Source organism: Clostridium sp. FP2 (assembly GCF_011065955.2).
Lineage (GTDB): Bacteria > Bacillota > Clostridia > Clostridiales > Clostridiaceae > Clostridium_AD > Clostridium_AD tagluense.
In genome coordinates this window covers 4,814,989-4,837,350 of the sequence record NZ_JAAMNI020000001.1, presented here as the reverse complement: position 1 = coordinate 4,837,350, position 22,362 = coordinate 4,814,989, and the positions used below count along the sequence as shown (strand labels likewise).

The following is a 22,362-nucleotide window of genomic DNA, read 5'->3' as shown; positions in this document are numbered from 1 at the left end:
AGTGGAATTAAGAAATAAAAAATGGACTAATGAAGAGTTCTTTGAGGTTAGAAAAGAAGTGTTAAGCCAATGGCCAACAGGAAAAGATGTAGATTTAAAAGAAGCTATAGAATACAATAAAAAAATTCCTGATCACAAAAACTTTGCGAAAAAATTAATTAAAGCTAAAGAAGAAGGTATAACCCTTGCACAACCAAGAGCGGGTGTTGCATTAATTGATAAGCATATCGAACTCCTAAACTTTTTAGAGACAGAAGGTGGAGCAGATTTACTACCATCAACAATAGATAGTTATACAAGACAAAATAGATATGATGAATGTGAAATAGGAATTAAGGAAAGTATGAGTGAAGGAAGATCTCTTCTAAACGGATTTCCAGGCGTTAATCATGGAGTCAAAGGCTGTAGACAAGTTTTTGAAGCAATAAATAATCCGTTAGAATCAAGACATGGTACTCCAGATGGAAGGCTTCTTGCTGAAATAACACATGCTTCAGGTTGGACTTCAAATGAAGGTGGCGGTATTTCCTATAATATTCCATACGCTAAAAATGCAACACTGGGAAAAACAATTCTAGATTGGCAGTATTGTGATAGACTTGTTGGCTTTTATGAAGAACAAGGAGTTTCAATAAATAGAGAACCTTTTGGACCATTAACAGGAACCTTAGTTCCACCTAGTACCTCAAATGCAATTGCAATAATAGAATCACTACTTGCAGCAGAACAAGGAGTTAAAAACCTTACAGTTGGATATGGTCAGTGCGGAAATTTAATACAGGACGTAGCAGCTATAAGAGCTTTAGAAGAGCAATGCGACGAATATTTAAAAGCGAGTGGCTATAAAGATATATACTTAACAACAGTTTTACATCAATGGATGGGAGGGTTCCCGGCGGATGAAGCACAAGCTTTTGGAGTTATATCTACAGGAGCTGCCACAGCTGCACTTGCAGGAGCAACAAAAGTAATAGTTAAAACCACTCATGAAGCTATAGGTATTCCTACTAAAGAAGCCAATGCCCAGGGCATAAAGGCTACAAAGATGACTTTAAACTTATTAAGAGGACAAAGGTTGCCTATGTCTCAGGAATTAAAAACAGAAATAGAAGTAATAAAAGCTGAAACAAAGTGCATGATAGATAAGATATATGAAATTGGAAAAGGAGACCTTGCTATAGGATCAGTTAAAGGATTTGCTATGGGAATCATTGATGTTCCATTTGCACCAAGTAAATTTAATGCTGGTAAAATGATGCCTGCAAGAGATAATAATGGAGCAATAAGATATCTAAAATTTGGTAACATTCCATTTACACAGGAATTAATAAATTTCAATATGAAAAAACTTCAAGATAGAGCGAAATTTGAAAATAGAGATGTAAGTTTCCAAATGACAATAGATGATATATTCGCAGTAGGAAAAGGTGTACTTATAGGAAGACCAGAGAAAAAATAAATACTGTTAAATAGCATTAAAAAATTATAGAAGGATAGGTGTATATTATGAAAATTATTGATGTATTATGTTCAACAGGAAGAACAGGATTTTACTTTGATGACCAAAGAGCTATAAAAAAAGGTGCAGCACATGACGGTTTTACATATGTAGGTGAGCCAGTAACAGAAGGATTTACATCTATAAGACAAGCAGGAGAATCAATATCAGTAATGATTATACTAGAAGATGGTCAGGTAGCTTATGGAGATTGTGCAGCAGTACAATATTCAGGAGCAGGCGGACGGGATCCATTATTTCTATCAAAAGATTTTATACCAATTATAGAAAAAGAAATAGCACCAAAACTAATAGGTAGAAGTTTAGAAAACTTTAAAACACTGGCAGAAGAGTTTGACCACATGTTGGTTAACGGTAAAAGACTTCATACAGCAATAAGATATGGAATAACACAAGCTATTCTAGATGCTGTAGCAAAAGCTAAAAAAGTAACTATGGCTGAAATTGTACGCGATGAATACAAAACTGGAGTGGATATTAAGAGAATTGCTATTTTCACCCAATCAGGTGATGATAGATATAATAGCTCAGATAAAATGATAATTAAAGGCGCAGACGTAATGCCTCATGCACTAATAAACAATGTAGAAGAAAAATTAGGACTTAAGGGTGAAAAATTACTTGCTTATGTGCAGTGGTTAAGTGCTAGAGTATTAAAATTAAGAACTGATAAAAACTATAATCCGATATTCCACATTGATGTATATGGAACAATAGGAGTTGCGTTTAATAATGATACAAAAGCTATGGCAGATTATATAGCAACTCTCGAAGAAGCTGCAAAGCCATTCCATTTGAGAATTGAAGGACCAATGGATGTTGAACATAGAGAAAGACAAATGGAAGCGTTAAGAGATTTAACAACAGAACTAGATAATAGAAAAATTAATGTAGAACTGGTTGCAGATGAATGGTGCAATACTTATGAAGATGTAGTATTATTTGCAGATAATAAATCAGGACACATGCTTCAAATAAAAACACCAGACTTAGGTGGAGTTAACAATATAATTGAAGCTATACTATATTGCAAAAAACAAGGACGTGGAGCATACTGTGGTGGAACATGTAATGAAACTAACAGATCTGCAGAAGTGTGCACAAACATAGCTATGGGTTGTGGAGCAGATCAATGCTTAGCAAAACCAGGTATGGGTGTAGATGAAGGGTATATGATAGTTAATAATGAAATGAATAGAGTTGTAGCTCTAGTTAATAGAAAAAAATAAACAATTAATTTGGGAAGATAACTTATAGAGGCGGTTTGCATAAACTGCCTCTTCCCATATTTAAATATTACAGCTTCGCAGTAGATGATTAAAAGGAGGATAAAATGAAAGAAATAAATGTAGCTGAAATAACAAAAACAATAAAAAATTTATGTATAGATGCTAATTACTATCTTTCTGATGATATAAGAAACCAATTAAAAAAGGCTAGAGAAAAGGAAACTTGGGATATAGCTAAAGGTATTTTAGATAAGATTTTAATAAATGCAGATATAGCTAAAAATGAAAAAATGCCAATGTGTCAAGATACAGGTATGACTTGTGTATTTATAGAGCTTGGCCAAGAGGTTCATATAGTAGGTGGAAGTCTCGAAGAAGCTATTAATAAGGGCGTAGCAGCAGGATATGAAGAGGGCTTTTTAAGAAAGTCAGTAGTTAAAGATGCAATTAACAGAGTAAATACAAAAGATAACACTCCAGCGGTTATATACTATGATATAGTTCCTGGAGATAAATTAAAAATAACTGTAGCTCCAAAGGGCTTTGGTTCAGAAAATATGAGTCAGATTAAAATGTTAAAACCTTCAGATGGACTTCAAGGTGTTAAGGAATTTATTTTAAAAGTAGTAAAAGAAGCTGGTCCTAATCCATGCCCACCAATAGTTGTAGGAGTAGGTATAGGTGGAACTTTTGATAAAGCAGCGAACCTTGCTAAAAGAGCAGCAGTTAGACCAACTGATCAGGCAAACTCAAATCCTTTTTATGCAGATCTTGAAAAAGAGCTTACGCAGGAAATAAATAAGCTAGGTATAGGACCTCAAGGTTTTGGTGGAAGAACTACAGCCTTAGCTGTTAATATCGAAACTTATCCAACTCATATAGCAGGGCTACCAGTGGCGGTAAATATAAACTGTCATGCTGCTAGACATGCCAGTGCAGAGCTTTAATAATGATAAGGGGAGGAGAATTTTATGGAGAAAAGAATAACTACGCCACTTACAAAAGATGTGGTTAAAGATTTAAAAGCAGGAGACAGTGTGTTATTATCTGGTGTAATATATACAGCTAGGGATGCGGCGCATAAAAGACTGGTGGACCTTATAGATAAGGGAGAGAAGCTTCCAATAGATGTTAAAGATGCAGTTATATATTATGTTGGACCAACTCCAGCAAAGCCAGGAATGGCACTTGGATCAGCAGGACCAACTACAAGCTATAGAATGGATGCGTACGCTCCAAAGCTTTTAGAAAAAGGATTAAAAGGAATGATAGGTAAAGGACTCAGATCACAAGAGGTTGTAGACTCTATGATTAAAAATGGTGCTGTATATTTTGCAGCCATTGGTGGAGCAGGAGCTCTAATAGGCAAATGTGTGAAAAGTGCAGAAATAGTAACCTATGAGGATTTAGGTTCTGAAGCTATAAGAAGACTTGAAGTAGAGGATTTACCTATAGTTGTAGTAATAGATAGTAAAGGTAACAATCTATATAAACAAGGACAAAATGCTTATTTAGAAAGTGTAAAATAAAATTAACTTAAAGTTTGTGTGAGGTGATACCATGGAAATAAATAAACCCGCCAAAGCGGGAACAATGGAATCTAACGATATATATGTAATGATTATGCCAAACCCTAAGGGCGGTATTGAAATAAATCTTCAAAGCATTGTTATGAAACAATTTGGAGAAGAAATAGAAAAAGTAATACTGGATACTCTTGTGGAATTAGAAGTTAAAAATATAATAGTAAGTGCTCAAGATAAGGGTGCATTAAACTATACAATAAAAGCGAGAATAGAAACTGCTACAAAAAGAGCGCAATAAGAGGTGATTTGTATGAAAAGGTTGAGAAGAACTATGCTTTTTATGCCTGGGAATAATCCAGGAATGCTTCAGAATGCAGGAATTCTAGGTGCAGACTCAATCATATTAGATTTAGAGGACGCTGTAAGTTTAACAGAAAAAGACAGTGCTAGAATTTTAGTAAGAGAAGCAATAAAAAATGTAGATTATAGTAATGTAGAACTGGTAGTAAGGGTAAATCCAATTACTACTGAATTTGCACAAAAGGATATTGATGTAATCGCAAGAGTTAAACCAGATGCATTAATGATTCCAAAAGCTACAGAAGAAGAACTTAAAACTATAGATGAAATGCTTATAAATATAGAAAAGCAAGAAGGTTTCGCTGTGGGAAGTATAAAATTAATTCCCATAGTAGAAACAGCTTATGGTCTTCAAAATGTTTATAGCATAATAAAATCTTGTGATAGAATAGTTGCTATTTTACTTGGAGGAGAAGATTTAACTTCAGATTTAGGAATAAAAAGAACCAAAGAAGGAGAAGAAATCTTCTACGCAAGAAACCAAGTAGCAATTGCATGTAGAACAATGAAGGTGGATTCTATAGATACTCCATTTACAGATACCACTGATTTTGAAGGATTAGAAAAAGACACAAGGAAAGCTAAGAGCTTAGGACTTACAGGAAAAGCTGCAATAAGTCCAAAACATATTGATACTATTCATTCTGTATTTGCTCCAAATGCGGAAGAAATAAAACATGCTAAAAGGGTGCTTGCAGCTATGGAAGAAGCAGAAAGTGAAGGAAAAGGAGTATTTTCCTTAGACGGAAAAATGGTAGATGCTCCAGTTATAAATAGAGCTAAAAACACAGTAGAACTAGCAAAGCTTTTAGGTATTGTATAAAAGTATGGTTAAAAGCTTTTCAAAAATCTATTTTAGTGGATTAGTTAATTGAGGTGATAGTAATGAAGAATATATTAGGGAGAGAAATACCTGAATATATAGAAGGGTATGGAGAAGTAAGGACCTTTGAAGGTGCATTTAAAAATGGTGGCATTAAAATAAAAAAAGAAGTGAAAGTAAACTCAGTAACTCCAAATGATAAAAAAGTTTTAAGTAGTATAGAGGAAGTTTTAGACAGGGTTGCAATAAAGGATGGCATGACTATTTCTTTCCATCATCATTTAAGGAATGGTGACTACGTACTAAATTTAGTTGTGCAAGCAATTGCAAGTCGTGGCATAAAGAATCTTACTGTTGCAGTGAGTTCTATTTTCCCAAACCATTCGCCTTTAATTGAGCACATTAAAAATGGTGTAGTTACAAAAATAGTTACTAACTATATGTCAGGTCCTGTGGCACAAGAAATTTCTAGAGGAATATTAAAAACACCAGTGATAATGCATACTCATGGTGGACGTTCTAGAGCAATAGAAAGTGGAGATTTACATATAGATGTAGCTTTCATTGCAGCCCCTACAGCAGACACCTATGGAAATGTTAATGGATTATATGGGAAATCAGCTTGTGGAGCTCTAGGCTATGCAATATCTGATGCCCAGTGTGCAGATAGGGTGGTAGCTATAACAGATAATTTGGTGCCTTATCCAACATGTCCTATAGAAATTAGTCAGATATATGTAGATTATGTTCTAAAGGTAGATTCTATTGGTGATTCAGCTGGAATAGTATCTGGAACAACACAAATTACTAATGATCCAGTGGGGCTTAAAATAGCTAAAATGGCCAGTGACGTTATGGTGGCAACAGGGCTTGTTAAAGATGAAATGTCCTTTCAAACAGGTGCAGGTGGGATTTCCCTGGCTGTAGCTGCAGAACTAAGAAAATATATGAAGCAGCATAGTATAGTTGGAAGTTTTGCCTCAGGCGGAATAACTGGATATATTGTAGATATGTTTAAAGAAGGGTTATTTAGATCTTTATTTGATGTACAATGTTTTGACTTGCAGGCAGTACAGTCCTATGTAAGTTCACATAAACATCAAAGAATGTCAGCGTCCATGTATGGAAATCCAGATAATAAGGGCGCTGTTGTAAATAACCTAGACATAGTTATCTTAGGTGCTACAGAGATAGATACAAACTTTAATGTTAATGTAACAACTGGTTCAGATGGTGCCATAATGGGTGGCTCTGGAGGCCATAGTGATACAGCAGCGGGAGCTAAGCTTACAATAATTGTTACACAATTAATGAAAGCAAGACTTCCAATTATAAAAGATAAGGTAACTACAATAACAACTCCCGGGGAGTGTATTGATGTTATTGTAACAGAAAGAGGAATAGCCGTTAATCCAAAGAGACTAGATATAATTGAAAAATTAAAGAAAACTAATCTTCCTATAATGACAATTGAACAGCTTAAAATAATAGCTGAAAAAATGACAGGTAAACCAAAGGAAATTAAGCTAACAGATCAAATAGTTGCAGTTATAGAATATAGAGATGGTTCCGTAATAGATGTGGTTAGAAAACCTCTATAAAGCATAAAATAAAGCTGGAAATAATAATTTTCAGCTTTATTTTATTTGAGGGGAATTATTAAGTAAAGAACAATTGAATAATAAAACTATATATTGGCTTTGCAGTGCAATAAATATATAATATATATTAAGGTAAATTATAATATTTACAAGGAGGACTTCTATGTACGGATTTAACGTGGAGAGAATTAATCTAAAAGATGAAGATGGAGTAAAGGAAGTAAGGGACTTTTTACAAAGCTTTCAATTACTACTTGATGATAACGTGGATTATACTATAGTTATTAGGCAAAATGGAGAGATTAAAGCTACTTGCTCTAAGTCAAAAAACGTATTTAAATGTTTTGCAGTGTCAGATGATTTAAGAGGAACTGGAGTATCAGCTATACTTATGGGAGCAGTAGCGGATAAACTTTTTGAGGAAGGTACTTATCATAGTTTTATCTTCACAAAGGTAGAAAACATAGATATATTTACCTCCCTTGGATACAAACTTATAGATAAAATAGAAAATGTAGCTCTCCTTGAGAGTGGAATATATGATATATCACAATATTTAAAGCGTCTGCAATTGGAATATAATATAGATGGAGCCACTATCAAATCTGCAATAGTTATGAATTGTAATCCCTTCACTTTAGGACATCGGTATTTGATAGAAGAGGCTGCAAAGCAATCGACAGAGGTACTGGTATTTATAGTTGAGGAAGACAAGTCCTCATTTCCATTTATTCATAGATATAATATGGTTAAAGAAGGGGTCTCCCATTTAAATAATGTACGAGTTATTAAAGGGGGAGAGTACATTATTTCAGAAGCTACATTCCCAACCTATTTTTTAAGGAGAAAAGATGAGATACTAAAGGCTTATACAACCCTAGATGCATCGGTTTTCGGAAGATATTTTTGCAAAACTCTAAATATAACTAAAAGGTTTATAGGAGAAGAACCATATTGCGAAGTTACAAATGCTTATAATGACGCTTTAAAGGAAATTCTGCCTACCTATGGAGTAGAAGTTATAGAGGTGAAAAGAAGGGCTCTCATGGGGGAGGTTATAAGTGCTTCAAAGGTTAGAAAATTAATTGTGGAGGGGAAAATAGGGGATATTAAGCATATAGTTCCTAGTTCAACCTGGGAATTTTTAAATACTAAGGTAGGAAAGGAGATAATGGGACGGATTAAGTTTAGCCATGCGCCCCATTAACATGATATGTATACAGCAGAAGATATATTAATAGGTAGAGAAAGAAGAATCGAGTTTCAAGAAAGACTAGTTGAAAGATATAAGATGCCAATACTAGTTATAAGAGTAAACTATCCAGGTATTAACAAGGATAATCATTTTTCTAAGGAAATAACTGTGATTATAGAGCAAATTATTAGTGAAATGTTTTCTTATTCTATTCAGTATAAAATAATGACCACAACTGCAGAAGGTCCTCTTGTTATTATGTCTATAAATAAGAGGGCAAGAGATATTAAAGCAATGACACTTGATATAGAAGATAAGCACCTTTTAGGCAGATGTGTAGACATAGATGTATATGATGAAAAGGGTAAGGGCATTAGTAGAAAAGATTTCGGCTTAGGTATGAGGAAATGCTATATATGCGATGATGTAGCTCATAATTGTGTAAGAAGCAAAAAACACAGCAAAAAAGAAGTTGAAGGATTTATTAAAAGTAAATTTGCAGAGTATATGGAGAAGTTTTATGGAAAATAAATATTTAATATCCAAGGAGGCTTTCGCTATATCAGCCTTTGCAATTGAGGCAATGCTATGTGAGGTGGCTTCATATCCATCACCGGGGCTAGTGTCATCTATATCAAAGGGAGCCCATATAGATATGGATCATTACTCTTTTATTAAAAGTACCTCTATTCTAAGTAAGTATATGGTACTATTTGCGCAGGAGGGTTACTCAAAGAAAACTCCTAAAGAAATATTTGTGGCTATTCGAAATATAGGAATAGAAGCTGAGAGTGAAATGTTTAAAGGTACAAAGGGTGTCAACACTCACAAAGGCATGATTTTTCTTTTAGGGATAAGTTGTGCAGCTGTGAGTAAAGCTATGTATGATAAGAAAAATTTTTATGAAATTCAAGATATAATAAAACAAATGACTAAAGGCCTCGTTGTGGACGAACTATGCTATATGGATAAAGATAAAGTAAAAAGCTATGGTGAGAAGTTATTTCTAAAATATAAGGTTGAAGGAATAAGAGGCCAAGTGGAGAGCGGAATTCCTATAGTATTTGATTATTCACTTAAAGTATATAAAGAAAATAGTGCTTTAAAATTAAATGATAGATTAATACATACTCTCATATCCATTATGCAATTTTGTGAGGATTCTAATGTTCTTCACAGACATTCAATGGACACACTAAATGAAGTAAAACAAAAAGCAAAACATATAATCTCAATAGGTGGAATGGCCACGGAAATTGGAAAAGCATCAATAGATGCGCTAGATAGTGAATTTATAAAACGAAACATAAGTCCAGGAGGATCCGCAGACCTACTAGCCATAACTGTATTCTTTAATTCAATAGAGGAGTATTTTACTAGTTTATAACAAGTGTGCAGGATTTTTGTGGATAAACTATTTTTAGAATTTAAATTGTGGGTAACTTTAAAAAAAATATATACTTATAATATAAAAATGGAAAAGTCATAACTAGTAAAATTATTAAAACATAAAATACATTTCTTTTACGCATAGGACATCCTTATATTATTGCTATCAACAGCATAATATGAAAGATTTAAAATTTTGTGCATCTTTCAATCTTCATGGGTGAGAAAAGTATATATTACGTAAACTTCATTTGAGCAAGCGTTAGTAATTCTCAATTAAAATTCGTTTAGAATTCCTTAGCAAAGCGAAATGAAGTTGTAGTAATATATACTTTTCTCTGTCACTATTAGTTTTTTGAAACGTATATAAAGTATTAACACTAATTCCATCCAAAGGGGGAAATTCAAGTGGGGGAAGATTCAAATCTAATTGGAAGTATATTAGACGGAAATGTTGATAGTTTTAATATATTAGTTAACAAATATGAAGGTATAGTCTTAAGGTTTATCTATAATATGATAAAGGATAAAGAAGCTTCAGAGGATATAACTCAAGAGGTTTTTATTACAGTGTACAACAAACTTTATCTTTATGATAAAACCTATAAATTTATAAATTGGTTACTTCAGATTTCTAAAAATAAATCTATTGACTATATACGAAAATATAAAAGGGTGTATGAATCAAACATAGAGGATATACCAAACATTATATCAAAAGAAATGTCACCAGAACAGTCTGCAGAATTCATGGAAACTAAAGAAAATGTAGAAGAATATTTAAATAGTTTAAATGAAGTAGATAGACAAATACTAACTATAAAATATTCACAAAACCTTTCATTTTATGATTTGTCGCAAATTATGGAAATGACAGAATCTAATGTAAAACGGAAATACTATAGGAGTAGACAAAATTTCAAAACTTTTATATCTCAAAAGGTAAAGGGGTGTAAATAATGAATTGTAATATATTTAAAAAGGGATTAGAAGAGTATGTACTAGGAAACATTTCAAATGATTTAAAAATTGCAATAGAAAAGCACATGAATGGATGCGAAAGTTGCAGGAGGCTGTATGAGGAAGAGATTAAAATAGATAGAGATTTTAAGATGGTTTTATCAATAGATGGTATAGAATTTAATAGGTCAAGGGCTAGTATAATTAATTCTATAGATAAAAATAGATATAGTAAAAAGACCTCCAATAAAATTTTATACAATTTTAAAAAATACAAAAATAGATATTTATCATATGCAGTAGCTGTTATGGCTATGATAGTAATTATTCCAATGATGTTAAAGGGCTTTGGTGGAGTAAACTTTAATAATGCAACCTCAAAAAAAACCACAGTCATTAATAATTCAAGCGAAAAAGAAGCTTCTAAAAAAAGTGACACGGTTATTGGCCATAGCAGCACAGCAATGGATTTTAAGAGTAGCATAATAACAAAACAGGCACTCCCAGATTATAAAATGAATTGGAAAAACTCTGGGGATGGAAAAAGGTCTGCGGCCATAGATATAAAACCAGAACGTGATGTGGATTTTGGGATACATGCAGCTTATATTAAAAACATGACTACAAATGAAATAGTGAAGTATGAGGTTATTAATAATGAGAGACAATACACTCCAATGCTTATAGAATGGTGGGATAGTGAACATTTAATAATTGTGGCTGGTTTTGGAGAGGGTACCATAGAATATGGTTCAGAAGTTTATAGCTTAGATGTTAATACGGGCCAGCTTTCTACGCTATATAAGGAAGCAGATGGGAAACATCAAATATTGGATTTTAAAAAGGTTAAGAATGACTTAATATTTCAATTGTTAATTTATAATGATGATACTTATAATACTTTTCATAAAGGCGTAGGGAAGATGACTTTGTTAGAATTAGACAAACTAGTGAATATGGAAACCATAAGTGAGGAGAAATGAAGTTGTAGTAATATATACTTTTCTATTTTGTGATATAATTAGATTGCTCTTAAATATGTGAAATAAAAGGTGAAAATATGGATAAATCGGGAAAAATATATGTAAAAGCAATGAATAAATATAATGATGGATATATAGACAAAGCAGTAGTTCTTTGTGAAAAAAGCATTGCTCTAAATATTACAAATGCTGCAGCTTTAAATTTGAAGGGTATTTTATATTATTTAAAAGGTGATTTAGAAAATGCTAAAAAAATGTGGAACATAAATTATAAAAGAAATAATGATAAAGTATCAAAAAAATATTTAAAGGATAGTATACGTGATAAGGAAAATTTACAATTGTATATTAATGCCTTGGATTTAATGAAGCGTTTTGATATATCTGGTGCTTTAGAGGCTCTTAAGCAATGTGAAAATAGTCATTTTAATTTTATAAATGTTAATAACCTTGTTAGCCTTTGTTATATAAAGCAAGGAGAATATGATAAAGCACTACCTTATATACTGGATGTTTTAAAAACAGATAAAAAAAATACAGCAGCCATTATGAATAAAAAAACCCTAATAGAATATGGCAACTTAAAAAGAAAAACAAACTATAAAAAGATATTTATAGTAACTGCTAGTGTAGTTTCAATTATACTTGTTTTATTTGTTGGTAAGACATATGGGTATAAAATGAAAAACACTCTAATAATAGGCATAAAAAAAATTGAAGGAAAAATTCAGTCAGATAAGAAAACTACAAGTGGAAATGAATTGAAACCTATAGAAAATAAGGTTAAAGAAAATAAACCTAAAGAAAATAAGCCCAAAGAAAAGCTAAAATTTCCACAGGGAAAATTTTCAGAGGCTATAAATACTAACAATATGGAGCAAATTATTGAGTATGTAAATCAGTGGAAGAATGCTGAGTTAGAAATGAATGATAAATTACTTATAGTAAAAGCCGAAGAAATTATTAAGAGTGATGGAATAGTATATTTTTATGAAAAAGGCGTAAAGTTTATGGAAGATAAAAACTTCATCCAAGCTGAAAAATATTTTTTATATGCATTACCATACTCTGAAGGAAATTATTTAAAAGAGCATATAATTTATATGTTAGCATTGAGTTATAAGTCTAGTTCTGAATTTGAAAATGCTGTTATATACTATGAACTTAGCTTAAAACAATTCCCTGAGGGAAGTTATGCTGAGGAAATTTTATATAATTTAATTTTTATAAATAAAGACATAGATGTAGTGAAAGCTAAGGGATACGCAGAAAAATTAATAAAACAATTTCCGGATTCACAATATAATAATGATATAGTGCAAAATATGTTAAAGTAGCGAAAGACATGTTTGTGTTTGAATTTGGGTATACTAACTCTGAAATATGTAATAGTTGTTTTACAACTTTGTCAGACTAGCTAAAAACCTAATTTTAACAAATAATAATTTAAAATATTATTGACTAGTCACATAATAAGGTATACAATAATACTATAGAATATACCCTGATGGGGTATAACAACTGGAGGTAATAATATGATTAAAGAAGTTAATGATAAAAATTTTGATGAGGAAATTGGAAATTCAGATAATATAGTTGTAGTTGATTTTTGGGCACCTTGGTGTGGACCTTGTAAAATGTTAAGTCCAGTAATTGAAGAATTAGCAAAAGAAATGGGAAAAGAAGTTAAATTTGCAAAAGTTAATGTAGATGAAAGTCCAATGATTTCATCTAAGTATAGAATTGCAAGCATTCCAACGGTTATGGTTTTTAATAAAGAGACAGTTAAAGAGACTATGGTAGGATTTAGACCTAAAGCTGACATAAAGAAAATAATCCAAAGAAATTTATAAAATTCAACTACATTTCAGTTTTAAGGATGATAATTAATAGAAATATTTTGGAGGTAAGTTATTTAAATTTTTATAATTTGAAATAACTATCTCCATTTTATGGATTATAGACTTTATAAGGAGGAAAATAATGGGAGAAACAGGAGAAAGATATGATATAGCTATAATTGGTACAGGGCCAGCAGGTCTCGAAGCAGCTATTAATGCTAAAATTAGAAATAAAAACATAATACTTTTTGGAAGTAAAGAATTAAGTGCAAAACTAGTAAAAGCACCAAAGGTAAATAATTTTTTAGGGTTTTATAATCTTACAGGAAAAGAGCTTAAAAACCACTTTGCAGAACATATTGAAGCTATGGGCATAGTTATTGTAAATGAGAGAATAAATAATGTTTACGCTATGGGAGATTACTTTGCATTAATGGTAAATGATAAAATATATGAGGCTAAATCAATAATTTTAGCTACAGGTATAGAATATGGCAAACCATTAAAAGGAGAAGAAAAGTTATTAGGAAAAGGAGTAGGTTACTGTGCTACCTGTGATGCTCCATTGTATAAAGGTAAGACAGTTGTTGTAGTAGGATATAACAAAGAAAGTGAAGAAGAAACTAATTTTGTCAGTGAATTATGTGGAAAAACATATTATGTTCCAATGTACAGAGGGGAATATAAACTAAATCCTAATGTAGAGATAATAAATCATAAACCTCTAGAAATAGTAGGTGTTGATAGGGTAACTAAAATTGTTTTAGAGCATGGTGAAATAATTACAGATGGAATTTTCATGCTAAGAGATAGTTTATCTCCAAGCCAATTAGTTCCGGGGCTTGAGATAGAAGAAGGGCATATAAAAGTAGATAGGAATATGCAAACAAACATAGAAGGGTGTTATGCTGCAGGAGACTGCACTGGAAAGCCATATCAGTATATGAAGTCAGCGGGTGAGGGTCTTGTAGCTGCATTATCGGCAGTTTCATATTTAGATTCAGCTAAGAATTAAATTTAGGCAGCCAACTTTAGTTAAAACTAATTGGGGTTAGCTGCCTGGACTGTAGTGTATAACTACAGTTTTTTTTATTTAACTACAAAAAATACATGGTTTCCTATAGTTTTTATATTGGCCTTTTTTATATCCTTCATCCATTGAGAAGTTGATATTTCAGGATTATAAAAGAAAACAGCCTTGTCTGTAGGATCTTTACCTTTTAATGCATCTAATACAGCTGTGTAACTAGCGGAATCTGGAATGACATCTGGTTTGCCTTGGTGAACTACCTTTCCGCTTTTAACACAAGAAAAGGCATTTTTTTGATTAATAACACCAGAAATAGACTTTGGGAAACCGGCATGTCTAGTACGATTTAATATAACGGAGGCTACTGCAAGTTTGCCACTAGCAGGTTCACCACAACTCTCGGCATATACAACTTGAGACATTAAATAAATATCTTTATCAGTAATATAAATGGAGTCATTGGATCCATTAAACACGGCTAGTGCTTCTATTTTCTCATTATATAAATCTTTGATTTCTGAACCTTGTGAATATAAATATTCTCCCTTTGCGTTTAAATTAGGTAATAGTGTGAATAATGTTAAAATACAAACTAAAAAAGCAAATTTTTTCATATTATCCTCTCCTTTTGCCTACGGAGTTAGCTGACGGGTTCGGAAAAGGTTTAACCTACACAAATTGTGATTCACCCCAAATGCTTGGTTCCTCCGTGTTTTTTTTACTTAGGCAATAATAGTGTGCCCAGGATAATAAATATAATACATTAATTTTATTTATTTTTTAGTTCAATAAAGGTTTTAATAAATACACTATAGTAATTTTCTAACTCAGCAAATTTTAAATTAGAAGAGGTATATAAAGACTCTGATGTTGATGAATCTACAGCAGCACTTAGGGCTTGAATTTTTTCATTTGTAAGTGCAAGTTTAAAATCCTTTAAATAATTTTCATACATACCTAATAGGGGTTTGAAGGATTCATAAGTAGCAGCAGTAGAGGTAGGTATAGATAAACTTTTAAAAGTAGTTTGCACATTGCTTAATTTTACAAGATTATCACCTATTAGTAACAAGAGATCATCATAGGACATATTATTTTTTCTTACCTTTAGCACATAAGAGTAATAATTGATTTTAATATCTAAAAAACTTTTGGATATGGTATCAATTTTACTAATGAACTCCTTAGTTTGATTAGATTTAATATCTTCTTCTACTTGCATTCTTATTGCCATATAACTGTCGTTAAGTACATCATCAATGAAGGTTAATGAAGTTTTTGGAAGGGCTATTTTAACATTATAAATATCTATTAATGAGTAAAAATTCATGCAGTCATTTCTATAAGTTTTAAGAGTGGTACCAAATTCATTTGCAGAAGAACCAGAGGGATCGTTTAAAATTGCTAGTGCTTGCCTATAAATTGATAAGTTATTATCTAAACCTAGTTTTAGATTTTCATGATCTTTTTTATATTTTGAGGTTGGTTTAGAATTTGTTAAATTATCCTTTAATTTAGTTAAATCATTAATACTACTAGGTAATTGCTTTTTTGCATATTCAACATCTATTGTTCCGTTAGTATTAAAAAGTTGTTCTATATTTTTATTAACTTCGTTAATACCCTTAATATTTTTTGTTATAGTGGTTTCATAGGAGGCATATACTTTATTTAAAGATGAATAGTAGCTGGCAAAGAAAATTCCTGTGGAGGTCATTATGATAGATAGAAAAAGTATAATTTTAAATGTTTTCCTTTTTTTATTAGCATCTGCAATATCTTTTTTTTCACTCAAATAAACTCACTCCCTTATTTTTGTATTATATTATTATATTATCATAATAGAGTTAAATTATTCTAGAAAAATTATACAATTACATCCTTTTAGGATAAATTGTAGAATTGTAGCCTTTATCATTTGATAATACATAAATTAATAGAATAACCACTGAACATAAATCTATTTATTATAATAAAATTAACTTATAATTTATATTAATAAGCCATAGCATGGTGTATAATTATAAATAAGAGTTTTATTAAGGGGGTGTGGCTTTATGGATGTACTTAAGTTAATGTTAAGCACAATTAAAAATATAAGTTTCTTTTCAGTTTTGGATATATTAGTGGTGGCCTATATATTCTATAAAACTTATATGCTAATGAAAGAAACAAGAGCTGAGCAGTTATTAAAAGGGATAGTGCTTATTTTTCTACTTATTCCCATAAGTCAGTTGCTTAATCTTACAGTATTAAATTGGATTTTAAACAAAACCATAACAATCGGTGTTTTGACTATTGTTATAATCTTTCAACCAGAAATAAGAAGAGCATTAGAGCACCTGGGAAGGACAGCTTTTACGGACAAACACATATTTGAAAATGAAGAGACTATGGAAATAGTTATAACTGAAATTGTTAATGCTGTTGAAAGCTTATCAAAAAGTAAAACAGGAGCACTAATAGTAATAGAGCAAAAGACCGGTATTGGAGAAATAATAAAAACAGGAACCGCCATAGACGCTTTAATATCTGGCGCTTTACTAGAAAATATATTTGTAGTTAATACTCCACTTCATGATGGAGCTACAATAATTAGAAATGGTAGAATAATAGCGGCAGGTTGTTTTCTGCCTTTAACAAATAATGATAAAATAAGCAAGAAATTAGGAACGCGGCACAGAGCAGCTATAGGAATAACTGAAACTTCAGATGCTCTAACAATAATAGTATCAGAAGAAACGGGAACTATATCACTGGCTGTGAATGGGAGATTGGTAAGGAACTATGACCGAGATAAGCTTAAGAAAATACTTGTTCAAATAATAAAGAACAGGCAAAGTAAAAAAATAACTTTAAAGGAGAAAATAAGGTCATGGATAAAGTCGGAAAACAACAATATATAATTAAAATATGCTGTGTAATAGCTGCTTTTGCGCTATGGCTTTTTATAACAAGTACAGAAAATCCAGTGAATGCTATTAAAATTAAAAGTATACCTGTGCAGCTTCTAAACACGGATATACTAACCCATTCAAATCTGATTTTAGTACCAGGGCAAGATTTAACCACATCCTTAAATATTAAAGGCGCAAATACTGGTATGCTTTTAAATACAAAAGCAGAAGATTTCACGGTAGTGGCAGATTTAGGTGCATATGCACTTAAAAGAGGAGAACAAAAAATTCCTATTGAAATAAGGAAAAGTCCTAATAATATAAATGTGACCAATGGTGAGGGGCTTTTTATAACCATAAATTTAGATGAACTTACTGAGGTTAAAAAGCCTATAAGTGTAAATATAACTGGAAAGCCCAAGGAAGGCTATTATGCATCTGCAGCAAAACTATCACAAAACAATGCTATGGTAACAGGCGGGTCAAAGCTTGTAAATATAGTAAAAGAGATAATAATAGAAATAGATATACAAGGTAAGGAATCCGATGTTATAAAAAGCTATAAACTTAAACCGGTAGATGCAGCGGGAAAAGAAATAAAAGAAGTTACGGTAACTCCATCTCATATGGATGTTAAGGTTCCTTTAAAAAGGACTAAATCTGTAGGAGTGAAAGTAAAAACTACAGGGAGTTTAGACCCTAAATTTACTTTAGGAAGTATAAAAGTACTACCGGAACGATTTGATGTGACAGGAAGTATAGAGGGCCTTAGCCAACTAGAAAACTTAAGCACGGAAGCTATTGATTTAAGTAAAATAAGTGAGAGTACTACAATAGATGCAAAGGTAGTAATTCCTGGTGGAGTAAGTTTAGTCAGTGGTAGTGGCAGTGCTGAAAATGTAGTTAAGGTTGAAATTAGTGTAAATAAAGTGGTAGAAAAAATCCCGGATAAAGTAGTGGAAAAAAGTTTAAGTTTAGATATTAAATATAGTAATTTAGATGAAAAGTATGATGCAAAGTTAGAAAAAGATAAAGTCGCAATAGTTATTTCAGGAACTGAAGCAATTATAAATTCACTAGATGTAAAAAAAATCACAGCTACAGTGGACTTAGTTAGTTTAGTAGAAGGTGAGCACACTGTAAAAGTATTAGTGACATTACCTGAAGGTGTAAATTCAATATCAGTGGTTCCAGATAAAATACTAGTAACTATTACAAAAAAACAAACGGGGGGAACTACTACTAATGGCAATTAAAGTAAATAACATAGTTTTAGACATAGATGAAAATATAGAGGATGTAAAAATAAAAGCAGCAAAAAAAATGAGAATTGACCAAAGTGAAATAAAAGTTTTTAAAATAGCTAAAGAATCCATAGATGCAAGGAAAAAAAATAATATTAAATTTAATTATGCTGCCATTATTGAAATGGATAATGAAATAAAAATCGTTGCCAAAGCAAATGATAAAGATGTTATACTTGAGCCAGTTAAGTATGATTCTGAGTTTGAATTTGGAACTAAAAAGATGAACCATAGACCAATAATTGTGGGAATGGGACCAGCTGGAATGTTTGCTGGTCTTCTTATGGCTCAAAAAGGATATAAACCACTGATTATAGAAAGAGGAGAAAGCGTAGAGCGCAGGACAAATAGTATAGTTAAGTTTTGGACAAGAGCTGTGCTTAATGCAGAATCCAATGTGCAATTTGGTGAAGGCGGAGCAGGGACATTTTCAGATGGAAAGTTAACCACAAGAATAAAGGACACTAGGTGTGATTATATACTAGAAGAATTTGTGAAAGCTGGTGCGCCAGAGGAAATATTATATATGGGTAAGCCTCACATAGGTACAGATATACTAAAATCAGTTGTTAAAAATATTAGAGAAAGCATTATAAGTCTTGGTGGAGAAGTAAGATTTAATAGTAAACTTGAAGATATAATAATTAAAGATAAAAAAATTAAAAGTATAATAGTGAATGGAGAAGAGATACCCTGCGATAGCTTAATTTTAGCACCAGGACATAGTTCTCGAGATACCTATGAAATGTTATATGAAAAAGGGGTATTTATGTCTAGCAAACCATTTGCAGTGGGGGTTAGAATAGAGCATCCACAAGGTATGATTAATGAAAATCAATATGGTAAATATGCTAGTCATGAAAGATTACAAGCTGCAGATTACAAGCTTACTTATAACAGTGAAAAATCTGGAAGAGCAGTATATAGTTTTTGTATGTGCCCAGGTGGAGAAGTAGTAGCAGCGGCATCTGAGCAGGGTCACTTGGTTATAAACGGAATGAGTAAATATAAGAGAGATAAGGCCAATGCAAATTCAGCTATAGTAGTATCTGTAGGGCCTAAGGACTTCCAAGGTGACAATCCACTTTCTGGTATAGAGTTCCAGAGGCATTATGAAGCTTTAGCTTATACGTTAGGAGGATCAAACTTTAATGCCCCAGTACAATTAGTTGGAGACTTCCTTAAAGATAAAGTTAGCAGTGTAATAGGTGGTGTAAAACCAAGTTATACACCTGGATATAAATTTGCTGATCTTACTAAGTGTTTGCCAAATTATGTAACAGACTCTATAAAAGAGGCTTTGCCTAAATTTGAATATAAAATCAATGGTTTTGCAAGGGAAGATGCAATTATGACTGGTATTGAAACAAGAACCTCAGCACCCGTAAGAATTGATAGAAATGACAATCTCCAAAGCATATCCCTAGAAGGCCTATATCCAGCAGGAGAAGGTGCAGGCTATGCAGGTGGAATAATTTCTGCTGCAGTAGACGGATTAAAAGTGGCAGAAAATATAATGAAAGAATGGAAGCAAATATAATATTTTTTTTAACCCTTGAATTTCATCTATGTAATTTGTTAAAATGAAAGTAGCAACAGAAACATATGTGGACATAACTAGTAATAATTAGTTGCTATTATTACATAGGGAAATAGGGGGGAGTTATTCTAATGAAAAGCAAAGGATATATTTTAGTAATAAATCCTGGTTCAACATCAACTAAATTATCAATATTCAAAGATGAAGATTGTGTAATTACATCTAATTTGACCCATAGCTTTGATGAAATTAAGAAATTTGAAAAAATTTATGACCAAAAGGACATGAGGACTGCTTTAATTCTACAGTGGCTAGAGCAAGAAGGCATAGCCCTTGAAGACTTAATTGCAGTAGTTGGTAGAGGTGGATTATTAAGACCAATGCCAGGTGGCACATATGAAATTACACCGAAGATGTTAGAGGATCTTAAAATAGGGTATCAAGCAGAACACGCGTCTAACCTAGGTGGAGTAATAGCCTTTGAAATTGCAAGAAAAATTAATATCCCGGCATTTATAGTAGACCCTGTAGCCGTAGATGAGATATTGGACGTGGCAAGAATATCAGGACTTCCAGAAATACCAAGACGTTCACTAGTTCATGCCTTAAATATAAAAGCAGTAACAAGAAGAGTTTGCACTAAATTACATAAAAATTTTGAAGATAGCACTTATGTTGTTGCACACATAGGTGGAGGAATTTCTGTGTCTCCAGTTAAAAACGGAAGAATTTTAGATGTAAACAATGCCAATGAAGAAGGACCTTTCTCACCAGAACGAACTGGAGGACTTCCAGTAGGAGATTTAGCAAAACTGGCTTTCAGTGGAGAATATACTCTACCCCAGTTAAAGAAAAAATTAACCGGTGAAGGGGGGCTCGTAGCTTATTTAAATACCAACGACGGAAGAATTGTTGATAAAATGATTGATGATGGAGATAAAAATGCAGAACTTATTTTTAAAGCTATGGCATATCAAATTGCTAAAGAAATAGGAGCCATGGCGACAGTAGTTTCTGGGAAAATTGATGCTATAATCCTTACAGGAGGATTAGCCTATAACAAGAAACTTACTACTTGGATAAGTGACATGGTGAGTTTTATAGCCAAGGTTGAACTAGTACCAGGGGAAGATGAAATGTTAGCACTGGCACAGGGAACTCTAAGGATATTAAAGATCGAAGAAAAAGCTAAAATATACGAAGAACAAACAAAATAGAATAAAAGGAGTGTAATCTAATGATTAAAACTTTTAACGAGGTATTAAATACCGCAAAAACACAAGGAATGAAAACGGTAGCAGTAGCTGTAGCTCAAGATGCGCCAGTTCTTGAAGCAATTTGTGACGCTAAGAAAAATGGTATAGCAAATGCAATACTAATAGGAGATAGTGAAAAAATAATTTCTATTGCAAGTAAAATAGGTATGAATATAGAAGAGTTTGAAATTATAGATGAGAAGAACGATAAAAAAGCATCATTAGCTGCAGTTCAACTTGTATCATCAGGAAGAGCTGATATGCTTATGAAGGGCCTAGTAGATACAGCAACATTCTTAAGAGCTGTATTAAATAAAGAAGTAGGTCTTAGAACTGGAAGGCAAATGTCACATGTAGCAGTATTTGAGATACCAGGCTATGATAGATTAATATTTTTAACAGATGCTGCCTTCAATATGTATCCAGAATTAAAAGAAAAAATAGATATAATAAACAATTCAGTGCAAGTAGCAAAAGCTTGTGGTGTTGAGCTTCCTAAAGTTGCAGCAGTTTGTGCAGTAGAAGTAGTAAACGCTAGTATGCCAGCAACACTTGATGCAGCAATGCTTTCAAAAATGAATGAAAGAGGCCAGATAAAAGGGTGTATTATTGATGGACCACTAGGCCTGGATAATGCATTATCAGAAGAAGCTGCAAAACATAAAAATCTAGGAGGCCCAGTAGCAGGTAAAGCGGATATTCTTTTAATGGCTAATATTGAAGCGGGAAATGCTATGTACAAATGTTTAACTTACACCACTGAAGCTAAAAATGGTGGATTACTAGTAGGTACTTCTGCCCCAGTTATATTAACTTCTAGAGCAGATACTCCTGAAACAAAATTAAATTCTATAGCACTTGCAGCACTAGTTGCAGAATTTAATAAGGCATCTCAAAAAAAATAACAAG

General features: G+C 32.2%; 22 protein-coding genes and 1 riboswitch. Of the genes, 20 read left to right on the top strand and 2 right to left on the bottom strand.

Annotation, left to right across the window (positions count from 1 at the left end):
• Window position 1 precedes the first annotated feature (1 nt).
• The 15 genes from G9F71_RS22740 to G9F71_RS22670 all read left to right on the top strand — a co-directional run bounded on the left by G9F71_RS22740 (window position 2) and on the right by G9F71_RS22670 (window position 14,441).
• A complete protein-coding gene (locus G9F71_RS22740; RefSeq protein WP_164951498.1) occupies window positions 2-1,459 on the top strand; it encodes a methylaspartate mutase subunit E in 1,458 nt (485 codons plus the stop codon).
• A gap of 47 nt (window positions 1,460-1,506) precedes the next feature.
• A complete protein-coding gene (locus tag G9F71_RS22735) occupies window positions 1,507-2,748 on the top strand; it encodes a methylaspartate ammonia-lyase (RefSeq protein WP_164946761.1) in 1,242 nt (413 codons plus the stop codon).
• Between the two features lie 104 nt (window positions 2,749-2,852).
• The gene (locus tag G9F71_RS22730; RefSeq protein ID WP_164946760.1) at window positions 2,853-3,695 is read left to right on the top strand and encodes a fumarate hydratase; all 843 of its coding nucleotides are present in this window, start codon (window positions 2,853-2,855) and stop codon (window positions 3,693-3,695) included.
• Window positions 3,696-3,719: 24 nt separating this feature from the next.
• Complete coding sequence (locus G9F71_RS22725) at window positions 3,720-4,277, top strand: Fe-S-containing hydro-lyase (protein ID WP_164946759.1); 558 nt, start codon at window positions 3,720-3,722, stop codon at window positions 4,275-4,277.
• Window positions 4,278-4,308: 31 nt separating this feature from the next.
• The gene (gene citD / locus G9F71_RS22720; protein ID WP_164946758.1) at window positions 4,309-4,572 is read left to right on the top strand and encodes a citrate lyase acyl carrier protein; all 264 of its coding nucleotides are present in this window, start codon (window positions 4,309-4,311) and stop codon (window positions 4,570-4,572) included.
• Between the two features lie 12 nt (window positions 4,573-4,584).
• Window positions 4,585-5,457, top strand: coding sequence for an HpcH/HpaI aldolase/citrate lyase family protein (locus tag G9F71_RS22715; RefSeq protein ID WP_164951499.1), 873 nt, complete (start codon window positions 4,585-4,587; stop codon window positions 5,455-5,457).
• Between the two features lie 62 nt (window positions 5,458-5,519).
• Complete coding sequence (gene citF / locus G9F71_RS22710; protein WP_125002948.1) at window positions 5,520-7,058, top strand: citrate lyase subunit alpha; 1,539 nt, start codon at window positions 5,520-5,522, stop codon at window positions 7,056-7,058.
• A gap of 163 nt (window positions 7,059-7,221) precedes the next feature.
• On the top strand, window positions 7,222-8,265 hold the full coding sequence (gene citC, locus G9F71_RS22705) for a [citrate (pro-3S)-lyase] ligase (protein ID WP_164951500.1): 1,044 nt from the start codon (window positions 7,222-7,224) through the stop codon (window positions 8,263-8,265).
• Window positions 8,266-8,271: 6 nt separating this feature from the next.
• On the top strand, window positions 8,272-8,784 hold the full coding sequence (gene citX / locus G9F71_RS22700) for a citrate lyase holo-[acyl-carrier protein] synthase (RefSeq protein ID WP_164951501.1): 513 nt from the start codon (window positions 8,272-8,274) through the stop codon (window positions 8,782-8,784).
• The gene (citG, locus tag G9F71_RS22695; protein ID WP_164951502.1) at window positions 8,774-9,640 is read left to right on the top strand and encodes a triphosphoribosyl-dephospho-CoA synthase CitG; all 867 of its coding nucleotides are present in this window, start codon (window positions 8,774-8,776) and stop codon (window positions 9,638-9,640) included. Before citX ends, citG begins: the two co-directional genes overlap by 11 nt.
• A gap of 410 nt (window positions 9,641-10,050) precedes the next feature.
• A complete protein-coding gene (locus G9F71_RS22690) occupies window positions 10,051-10,602 on the top strand; it encodes an RNA polymerase sigma factor (RefSeq protein ID WP_164951503.1) in 552 nt (183 codons plus the stop codon).
• Window positions 10,602-11,585 carry a DUF4652 domain-containing protein gene (locus G9F71_RS22685; RefSeq protein ID WP_164951504.1) on the top strand — a complete coding sequence of 328 codons (984 nt, stop codon included), beginning with the start codon at window positions 10,602-10,604 and terminating at the stop codon, window positions 11,583-11,585. The genes G9F71_RS22690 and G9F71_RS22685 overlap by 1 nt, the downstream gene beginning before the upstream one ends.
• Before the next feature lie 77 nt (window positions 11,586-11,662).
• Entirely contained in the window at window positions 11,663-12,922 is a 1,260-nt protein-coding gene (locus G9F71_RS22680) for a hypothetical protein (protein ID WP_164951505.1), read from the top strand.
• Between the two features lie 198 nt (window positions 12,923-13,120).
• Window positions 13,121-13,438 (top strand): thioredoxin, encoded by a 318-nt coding sequence (trxA, locus tag G9F71_RS22675; RefSeq protein WP_125002962.1) that lies wholly within the window; start codon window positions 13,121-13,123, stop codon window positions 13,436-13,438.
• A 130-nt stretch (window positions 13,439-13,568) separates the two neighbouring features.
• Complete coding sequence (locus tag G9F71_RS22670) at window positions 13,569-14,441, top strand: NAD(P)/FAD-dependent oxidoreductase (RefSeq protein WP_164951506.1); 873 nt, start codon at window positions 13,569-13,571, stop codon at window positions 14,439-14,441.
• Window positions 14,442-14,515: 74 nt separating this feature from the next.
• Here the strand turns inward: G9F71_RS22670 and G9F71_RS22665 are convergent, their stop codons facing one another.
• Window positions 14,516-15,070 (bottom strand): cell wall hydrolase, encoded by a 555-nt coding sequence (locus G9F71_RS22665; RefSeq protein ID WP_164951507.1) that lies wholly within the window; start codon window positions 15,068-15,070, stop codon window positions 14,516-14,518.
• 1 nt (window position 15,071) lies between these two features.
• Window positions 15,072-15,195, bottom strand: a riboswitch (cyclic di-AMP (ydaO/yuaA leader).
• A gap of 30 nt (window positions 15,196-15,225) precedes the next feature.
• Window positions 15,226-16,251, bottom strand: coding sequence for a hypothetical protein (locus tag G9F71_RS22660; RefSeq protein ID WP_164951508.1), 1,026 nt, complete (start codon window positions 16,249-16,251; stop codon window positions 15,226-15,228).
• Between the two features lie 262 nt (window positions 16,252-16,513).
• On the opposite strand from G9F71_RS22660, the gene cdaA reads away from it, so the two are divergent.
• The 5 genes from cdaA to ptb all read left to right on the top strand — a co-directional run bounded on the left by cdaA (window position 16,514) and on the right by ptb (window position 22,358).
• Window positions 16,514-17,362: a diadenylate cyclase CdaA gene (gene cdaA, locus G9F71_RS22655; protein WP_164951509.1), complete on the top strand. Its 849-nt coding sequence runs from the start codon at window positions 16,514-16,516 to the stop codon at window positions 17,360-17,362.
• Window positions 17,332-18,609, top strand: a complete 1,278-nt coding sequence (locus tag G9F71_RS22650; RefSeq protein ID WP_164951510.1) for a YbbR-like domain-containing protein — start codon at window positions 17,332-17,334, stop codon at window positions 18,607-18,609. The genes cdaA and G9F71_RS22650 overlap by 31 nt, the downstream gene beginning before the upstream one ends.
• The gene (locus G9F71_RS22645; RefSeq protein WP_125002974.1) at window positions 18,599-20,197 is read left to right on the top strand and encodes an NAD(P)/FAD-dependent oxidoreductase; all 1,599 of its coding nucleotides are present in this window, start codon (window positions 18,599-18,601) and stop codon (window positions 20,195-20,197) included. The genes G9F71_RS22650 and G9F71_RS22645 overlap by 11 nt, the downstream gene beginning before the upstream one ends.
• Before the next feature lie 131 nt (window positions 20,198-20,328).
• Window positions 20,329-21,414 (top strand): butyrate kinase, encoded by a 1,086-nt coding sequence (gene buk, locus G9F71_RS22640; protein WP_164951511.1) that lies wholly within the window; start codon window positions 20,329-20,331, stop codon window positions 21,412-21,414.
• Window positions 21,415-21,434: 20 nt separating this feature from the next.
• On the top strand, window positions 21,435-22,358 hold the full coding sequence (gene ptb, locus G9F71_RS22635) for a phosphate butyryltransferase (protein ID WP_164951512.1): 924 nt from the start codon (window positions 21,435-21,437) through the stop codon (window positions 22,356-22,358).
• Window positions 22,359-22,362: the final 4 nt, after the last annotated feature.

Coding starts and splice junctions, on each gene's coding strand:
- G9F71_RS22735 (WP_164946761.1), top strand. CDS start 1,507: ATGAAAATTATTGATGTATTATGTTCAACAGGAAGAACAGGATTTTAC.
- G9F71_RS22730 (WP_164946760.1), top strand. CDS start 2,853: ATGAAAGAAATAAATGTAGCTGAAATAACAAAAACAATAAAAAATTTA.
- G9F71_RS22725 (WP_164946759.1), top strand. CDS start 3,720: ATGGAGAAAAGAATAACTACGCCACTTACAAAAGATGTGGTTAAAGAT.
- citD (WP_164946758.1), top strand. CDS start 4,309: ATGGAAATAAATAAACCCGCCAAAGCGGGAACAATGGAATCTAACGAT.
- G9F71_RS22715 (WP_164951499.1), top strand. CDS start 4,585: ATGAAAAGGTTGAGAAGAACTATGCTTTTTATGCCTGGGAATAATCCA.
- citF (WP_125002948.1), top strand. CDS start 5,520: ATGAAGAATATATTAGGGAGAGAAATACCTGAATATATAGAAGGGTAT.
- citC (WP_164951500.1), top strand. CDS start 7,222: ATGTACGGATTTAACGTGGAGAGAATTAATCTAAAAGATGAAGATGGA.
- citX (WP_164951501.1), top strand. CDS start 8,272: ATGTATACAGCAGAAGATATATTAATAGGTAGAGAAAGAAGAATCGAG.
- citG (WP_164951502.1), top strand. CDS start 8,774: ATGGAAAATAAATATTTAATATCCAAGGAGGCTTTCGCTATATCAGCC.
- G9F71_RS22685 (WP_164951504.1), top strand. CDS start 10,602: ATGAATTGTAATATATTTAAAAAGGGATTAGAAGAGTATGTACTAGGA.
- G9F71_RS22680 (WP_164951505.1), top strand. CDS start 11,663: ATGGATAAATCGGGAAAAATATATGTAAAAGCAATGAATAAATATAAT.
- trxA (WP_125002962.1), top strand. CDS start 13,121: ATGATTAAAGAAGTTAATGATAAAAATTTTGATGAGGAAATTGGAAAT.
- G9F71_RS22670 (WP_164951506.1), top strand. CDS start 13,569: ATGGGAGAAACAGGAGAAAGATATGATATAGCTATAATTGGTACAGGG.
- G9F71_RS22665 (WP_164951507.1), bottom strand. CDS start 15,070: ATGAAAAAATTTGCTTTTTTAGTTTGTATTTTAACATTATTCACACTA.
- cdaA (WP_164951509.1), top strand. CDS start 16,514: ATGGATGTACTTAAGTTAATGTTAAGCACAATTAAAAATATAAGTTTC.
- G9F71_RS22650 (WP_164951510.1), top strand. CDS start 17,332: ATGGATAAAGTCGGAAAACAACAATATATAATTAAAATATGCTGTGTA.
- G9F71_RS22645 (WP_125002974.1), top strand. CDS start 18,599: ATGGCAATTAAAGTAAATAACATAGTTTTAGACATAGATGAAAATATA.
- buk (WP_164951511.1), top strand. CDS start 20,329: ATGAAAAGCAAAGGATATATTTTAGTAATAAATCCTGGTTCAACATCA.
- ptb (WP_164951512.1), top strand. CDS start 21,435: ATGATTAAAACTTTTAACGAGGTATTAAATACCGCAAAAACACAAGGA.